Origin of the sequence: Paracoccus sp. TRP, from assembly GCF_000185925.1 — a bacterium.
GTDB lineage: Bacteria > Pseudomonadota > Alphaproteobacteria > Rhodobacterales > Rhodobacteraceae > Paracoccus > Paracoccus kondratievae.
In genome coordinates, this window is the sequence record NZ_AEPN01000088.1 from 1 (window position 1) to 4,797 (window position 4,797).

A 4,797-nucleotide genomic window follows, 5' to 3' on the forward strand; every position below is an offset into this window, starting at 1 on the left:
GCACGCACAATCGCGCAGTCGATCATCAGCCATTGATGAATATCCGGCTGTCTGCCCCGGTCCGGCCGGGATCGCCAGCTTTTCCAGCAAGCAGCGATGCGATCCTGTCCCACTGTCCGTCGCTCAGCTCATATCGTTTCGCCTCCACTGACAGGCCTCCGTGCTCAACACGGAGGCCTGTGAAGCACTCATCGGCCGATTTATGAACCTTGAATGACGATCAGGTCTAGGGCAGCGTCAGCAAAACCCGCTCCACCCGCCTCAGATGCTGGTGTCCTGGCCGAAAGTCGGGGGCCAGTTCAACAGCCCTGCGAAAACTATCACGGGCGGCGTGGATCTGTTTGCGATGTTCAAGAATCAGGCCACGCTCGATATGGGCATGCGCTTCGAACGTGTCACCGGACATGAACTGTTCGTGCGCAGCATAGGCTTCATCGAACGCACCGATCTGGCGCAGGAAGCGCGCATACCACAGCTGCGTCTCTCGCGATCTGGGGCGGTTGCTGCGAAAAAGTGCCAGGACATCGGCGATGTCGTCTGGGGACCCGCCTCCTGAGGCGAAAGCGGTGATCGTCTTTGCGAGGGGAACGCCAAAGATCCTGTCGCCCTTTTCGGCGAACATCCGGGCTATGCCTGCCCGCGCACCCTCCAGATCGCCGTGCTGCGCCAGATAGGCGGCCTTCGCCAGGTTGATATCGACATCGTCCGGCATCGAACGCTGTGCGTAGTCCAGCACCCGCCGTTGCAGCTTGGGCCGCCGCGCCAGGCGGTTCGCCAGGGTCAGCAGGTATGAGCGATTGGTCTTTCTGGCACTGCGGATCATGCGCTGCACTGAAACAAGATCAATGTCGTCCTCAAACAGTTTACGCATGATTTTCCCAAGGACGCCCGAATCCCTTAGATAGGTCAGCACAAAGTGACCGGCATCGGGAATCTCAAGACGATGCGGATTTGCGAATTCTTCAATAATAGAAACATGCTTTGCGTCCTCGTAATCCGGGTCAAATATCACGACCGTTTCGTAACATTTTTTCCACGGAATTATTTCAGAGATACGCTCTTCGTAATAAGGCAAGAGTTCCCGGTAATCAGATAGCCAGCGCCTTTCTATATTCACATCCAAAGAAACGATCGGGCCACCAATAATAATCCTGTCCGGGTTCAGTATATTTGCCGCACGGACAGCCCCAAAACTACCCATAGAATATCCGAACAGGATCAGTCTCTTGGGCGCAACTCGCGCAATGGCCTCTTTGATTGCTGCAAAGACCTGGTCCACCTCCGGGCCGAGATACCAGTCGTTCTCTAACGAGCGGACCGCGATATAGGACAGACCTTCCTTCTCCATAAGGCGAACCCCAAAGAAGTCAGCAGGCTTGGGCTCCTTGCGCTCCGCGAAGGTCACCAGCAGGATGTCTGATCCGAAATCGCGCAGAATCGCCTGATATCGCGGGCCGTCATGCAGGGGAACCGTCCCGGCAGGAAATGAAACAGGCATCTTCATAATCGAATCTCTCTACCTTCTTTGTTCTGCCGCAATGAGAGCTTGCCCAAGCGATCTTTGGGCCATCATTCGCCAGAGCCCGCGCCAAATTGTCAAGTTTCCAATGCCACTTTGGCATGCCACAAAGCCAATTGCATAACATGTCTGACCTGTCCTCTGGCGGCACAGTTCCCGTGGCAGCCTCCTCAACACAGGTCATTGGGAAGCTGACGAAAATTTGATGTTGCCAAATTGGCAGGTGCCGTCATTGGCCGCTCTACGCTGCCTTGTTAGGCAGGTGCAACAAAAAGAAAAACCCGTATCGGCAATGTTCAGCCGGGGTGTCTTGATGTCGTTAAATTGCTGCGTTAACCATTTCACCGAACGAAACCGGGACGACCATATGACGGATAGTCTGCAATTCGGGGCCGATGCCCAAGTCAATCACACACTTGTGGTATTACGCGAACAGAAGGTCGACATTGCGATTTCCGATGGCGCTTCTCTGGTTCCGGGGACGCTCTTGTCTGTCGACCGCGAAGGCGACATCAGCGGCCGCTGCACCAGTGGCGAAGGCGCGCTTTTGCGGCTGGACTATACCGTCCAGAAACGCCCGCGCTGGCTGGCGCTGCACCTCTCTCTGGGTGGGGTGAACCTGCGTGGTTCGACCCTGCTGGGTGTCGTGTGCAAGTCTCGTGCCTCCGAGGCTTCGACCTTCCGGGTCTGCCTGCGCTCGTCGACCCCGAGTGGGTTCATCGACGCCTTCCTGCCCAAGGACGTCGTGTCCTTCGCCAAAGACAGTACCCATATCGACCTGCTGCGACTTGACGGGAACCCTGATGTCCCGGGCCAAGCCGACTGGCGGGATCTGATCCTGTTCTTCCAACCGACCCCAGCCAGTTTCGAAATTCGGGATCTGCGGGTTTTCATTGTGTGAACCGGCGGTCGCTATCCGCCAGCTCTGCAGGAGCCATCATGAAGCTTTCGCTTGTCATCCCAGTCTGGAACGATCTGCCTGGGCTGGACCGGTTGTTGCGCCAGGTATCCGAACTGGGCGTATTCGCCGAAATTTTCGTCGTTGACGATGCATCCGATGAGCCTGCGGGGCCATCGACCGTGCCCGCAGCGGCGGCAGTTGCGGACCGGCTGACCTGGTTGCGCAGCGCCCAGCGGCGCGGTGCCGGCCACGCCCGCAACCTGGCGCTGGAGCGTGTTAGCGGCGACCATGTCATCTTTTTTGACTCGGACGATCTTTTCACCAAGGACTTTCCTGCCATCGTGGCGCTTGCTGCCGCTGAGACCCGGCCCTTTGACTTCTTGATGTTCCGGCATCACGACAGCCGCGTTTTGCAAAATGGCGGCAGCGGCATGCTGCACGATGACGAAGCGCGCTGGCAGCGCGCTTGCGTTGACCGGGCGCCAAAAGATGGAACGCAAAAGCAGGGGACGATTGTGGTTCCGCCTGGGCCGGCGCAGATACTGGCCCGCGTTTCGGCCTATCCCTGGAACAAGATCTACCGGACCGAATTCCTGCGCTCCCAGCGCATCCGCTGTACGGAAACCATGGTCCATAACGACGTCGAGCTGCATTGGACCAGCTTTATCATGGCCCGGCGAATTCTCGCCACCACGATGACAGGGGCGACGCATTTCGTATCGACTGGCGGCATGCGCCTGACCAACCGGCGTAATGCCGAACGGCTGGAAGTGTTCCGCAGCTTCGAAAACGTGCTGACGCGGCTGCGTACAGCCCCGACCGCCGAGCGGCTCGGCTTTCTGCATCCGTTCACCCGCTTTGCGTCGGACCTTTTGTCTTGGGTCCGCAATAATATCGATGCAGAGCACCACCATGAGCTGCGCAGGCGGACGCGGGCCTTCTATCTTTCGGGAATGAACCCCGACTGGATGCGGCTGATTGCATTCCGTGACCCCGCACTTGCGCGTCGTATCAACCGCTCGATCATCGAGGAAGGACTATCATGAGCATTTCCTTCATCGTCACTACCTTCAATATTGCCCCTTATATCGCGAAATGCCTGAAGAGCCTGCAGCCTTGCCTGCAGCCCGGTGATCAGGTGATCATCGTTGACGATGGGTCGACCGACGGTACTGACGAAGCCGTGCGCGGCTTTCTTGACGGGGCGGGCTTTGGCGCCGGGGTAAAAGTAACGACTGTCTGGCTTGGCGCCAACACCATCGGCGGCGTCGGAATTGCCGGCAATCTGGGACTGGACCGGGTCGAATGCGACACGGTCTTTTTCGTTGATGGCGACGATTACCTGATCCCCGAGGGCTTCCTGCGCGCCCGGCGGGAATACGAGGCCCGACCGGCAGATATCTTTTTCACCGACTACCTCGAATATGACCAGAAAGCGGGCGATGTTCGCCAGCCAGCTGATCGGCTCAAATGGGATGCGCTCGAAACGGCGCGCACGCCAGAAGAGCTGCGGCTGGCAGGCATCAATCTGATCGCTGTGCCCTGGCGCAAATTCTACCGCACCGAATTCCTGCGCAAGCATCGTATCCGCTTTCCCGAAGGCGATTTCTTCTTTGAGGACAACCCGTTCCACTGGCGGGTCTGCACCCTAGCCGAAAGCATCGGTCATTCCCGCCGGGTCGTCTGCCATCACCGGATCAACCGCCCCGGGCAGACCATGGCCTCAACCGGTGTCGAGCTGGCAGCCTTCTTTACCCATTTCGACACCATCCTTGCAGAACTGCCTGCAAACCGGGACGATCTGCGCCTGCAGGCAGGGCGTTGGCTGCTGGGCAACATGTCCTGGCATATCCCGCGACTGCAAACCTCGGCCTATTTCCCCTATGGCTCTCAGGCGCATGAGGCGCTGGCAAAGATTCCCGACGAGCATTGGAAGCAACTCGGGCAAGAGATGTCCAACACCACGATCTGGTATCAGGCTGACCGGCTGCGCCTGCCTGGCGGGATCTGGGATGTGGTGAGATTCTGGCAGGCCAACTCCAGCCAAGGTCAGCTGGCGCGCGCCAACCGCGAAATTGACAAGCTTTCGAAACGGGCAATGGATATCGAAACCCGCGTCAAGGGTCTTGAAAAACAACTCAAGACGATCCGCGAAATTGCCCAGGCGCAGCAGGCCGTCGAAGAGTTCGCGTCCCTGCAGCACCTGCTCAGCCAGGGTGAGAAAAAGGATCTGCCCGCCTGGACGCAGACCGTCGTTCAGGAACCCCTCCATGTCGCAGGTGATGTTGACGCGGAACCGAATCTTGGGCGGCGCGTAAGCGTTCTTTAAGCTCTGCCCGACGCTCGGGCTGAACCGCACCGGGTTTGCCGGAGGCTC

Annotated in this window: 4 protein-coding genes and 1 pseudogene; 3 read left to right on the top strand and 2 right to left on the bottom strand. The window is 58.4% G+C overall.

Annotation, left to right across the window (positions count from 1 at the left end):
- Positions 1-34: 34 nt before the first annotated feature.
- Positions 35-148: pseudogene (locus PARACOCCUSGL_RS22545) on the bottom strand (IS5/IS1182 family transposase); the annotation flags it as partial.
- A 78-nt stretch (positions 149-226) separates the two neighbouring features.
- Complete coding sequence (locus PARACOCCUSGL_RS0119600; protein WP_010400610.1) at positions 227-1,504, bottom strand: tetratricopeptide repeat protein; 1,278 nt, start codon at positions 1,502-1,504, stop codon at positions 227-229.
- 382 nt (positions 1,505-1,886) lie between these two features.
- Between PARACOCCUSGL_RS0119600 and PARACOCCUSGL_RS0119605 the strand changes: the two genes are divergently transcribed.
- The 3 genes from PARACOCCUSGL_RS0119605 to PARACOCCUSGL_RS0119615 are packed head-to-tail and all read left to right on the top strand — an operon-like array spanning position 1,887 to position 4,749.
- Positions 1,887-2,420: a hypothetical protein gene (locus PARACOCCUSGL_RS0119605; protein ID WP_010400612.1), complete on the top strand. Its 534-nt coding sequence runs from the start codon at positions 1,887-1,889 to the stop codon at positions 2,418-2,420.
- Positions 2,421-2,458: 38 nt separating this feature from the next.
- Positions 2,459-3,466: a glycosyltransferase gene (locus PARACOCCUSGL_RS21100; protein WP_010400614.1), complete on the top strand. Its 1,008-nt coding sequence runs from the start codon at positions 2,459-2,461 to the stop codon at positions 3,464-3,466.
- Complete coding sequence (locus PARACOCCUSGL_RS0119615; RefSeq protein ID WP_010400617.1) at positions 3,463-4,749, top strand: glycosyltransferase; 1,287 nt, start codon at positions 3,463-3,465, stop codon at positions 4,747-4,749. The genes PARACOCCUSGL_RS21100 and PARACOCCUSGL_RS0119615 overlap by 4 nt, the downstream gene beginning before the upstream one ends.
- Positions 4,750-4,797 lie beyond the last annotated feature (48 nt).

Coding starts and splice junctions, on each gene's coding strand:
- PARACOCCUSGL_RS0119605 (WP_010400612.1), top strand. CDS start 1,887: ATGACGGATAGTCTGCAATTCGGGGCCGATGCCCAAGTCAATCACACA.
- PARACOCCUSGL_RS0119600 (WP_010400610.1), bottom strand. CDS start 1,504: ATGAAGATGCCTGTTTCATTTCCTGCCGGGACGGTTCCCCTGCATGAC.
- PARACOCCUSGL_RS0119615 (WP_010400617.1), top strand. CDS start 3,463: ATGAGCATTTCCTTCATCGTCACTACCTTCAATATTGCCCCTTATATC.
- PARACOCCUSGL_RS21100 (WP_010400614.1), top strand. CDS start 2,459: ATGAAGCTTTCGCTTGTCATCCCAGTCTGGAACGATCTGCCTGGGCTG.